The sequence below is a fragment of the Nocardiopsis sp. NPDC049922 genome (assembly GCF_040660275.1).
GTDB lineage: Bacteria > Actinomycetota > Actinomycetes > Streptosporangiales > Streptosporangiaceae > Nocardiopsis.
Genome location: NZ_JBFAME010000055.1, coordinates 1 through 1,480 on the forward strand (window position 1 = coordinate 1; position 1,480 = coordinate 1,480).

The 1,480-nt window shown below is 70.5% G+C and carries 1 protein-coding gene; it reads left to right on the plus strand.

The window, feature by feature from the left end; genetic code table 11:
- Positions 1–160: 160 nt before the first annotated feature.
- Positions 161–1,456 carry an ISAs1 family transposase gene (locus AB0I72_RS28345; protein WP_358574161.1) on the plus strand — a complete coding sequence of 432 codons (1,296 nt, stop codon included), beginning with the start codon at positions 161–163 and terminating at the stop codon, positions 1,454–1,456.
- Positions 1,457–1,480 lie beyond the last annotated feature (24 nt).

A 1,480-nucleotide genomic window follows, 5' to 3' on the forward strand; every position in this document is an offset into this window, starting at 1 on the left:
CAGGGCCCCGGAGTTCTCGCGCTTTGCCGGAGAAGACGCGAACGCCGGATTCGAGCAGGTCGGGCAGGGATGACCGAACCCAGACACGCGAAAATGGGCACGGAATCCGTGGATCATGGAGTTGTCGAGACAACACGATCCGCAAGGTCCCATGCCCGCTGTGTCATCATCCCTCACCCATGGCGTTCCCTCAACCGATGCCGCCGAACTGCCCACCCCCACCGGTGAGCCCACCCCCGGCCTGATGGACCACCTGGCCACCATCGACGACCCCCGAGATCCCCGCGGCCGCCGCTACAGTCTGCCCAGCCTGCTCGCCCTGGCCGTGTGCGCCCTGACCAGCGCCGGGCACGACACCACCTGCGCCATCATCGAATGGGCCCACAACGCACCCGAGCGCGTCCTGCTCGCCCTGGGCCTGCCCGTGTGCCCCTTCACCCACCGGATCCGCATCGCCGACGAGCGCAGCCTGCTCGCCCGCCTGGACCCCGCCCAGCTCACCCGAGCCGCCCTGGCCACCCTGAACACCCACACCACACCCCGGGCCAGCTCGCCCCGCACCCCGACCGGGGCACCCGAACGCGAACACCGCCGCACCCACCGCCAGCAGCGACGCCAACCCCCGCCCGAGGCGCCCCGCCACACCGCCTACGCCACCGACGGCAAGACCCAACGCGGGGCCCGCGCCCGGAAGGAACAGAGCTCCCGCTCAGTGTCCTTCCACGCCGCCCGCCACCACGACGCGGCCGTGGCCGCCTGGACACAGATCCACAGCAAAGGCGCCGAGACAGGCGCCTTCACCACGCTGCTCGACCAGCTCGACGACGACCAACTCCAAGGTGCGCTCATCACCGCAGATGCCTTGCACACCGTCGCCGACCACGCCACCTACCTGCTCGAACGCGGCGCCCACTACCTGATCTACGTCAAGGGCAACCGCCCCACCCTGCACGAGCAACTGGCCGCCCTGCCCTGGGACGAGGTCCCCCTCGCCCATGATGAGGAGCCCATCCACGCGCACGGAAGGGAGGAGCGCCGCTCTCTCAAGGTCACCGCGGCGGGTGGGCTGGCCTTCCCTGGCGCCTGCCAGGTGGTGCGCATCGAGCGCCACCGCCGTCGGCACGGCACCGTCAAGGGCAGCCGCGAGGTGGTCTTCGCCGTCACCGATCTGGACGCCCACCAGGTCTCGCCCCCAGAGTTGGCCGCCCATGCCCGCGGACACTGGACGGTGGAGAACCGGGTGCACTATGTGCGGGACGTGACCTGGGGAGAGGACGCTCGCCGCACCCGCATCGGGGCGGCCCCGGTCGTGCTGGGGTATGTGACCGACATCGTCCGCCAAGCGCTGGCCGCCGCGGGATGGAAGAACCTCAAGTCAGGCCGCCGAGCCCACACCAACCCGGACAAGATCCTCGCCCTGCACGGCATCACCCGAACCCAGCCCGTATGGATCTGAACCGCGAGAACTCCGGGGCCCTGG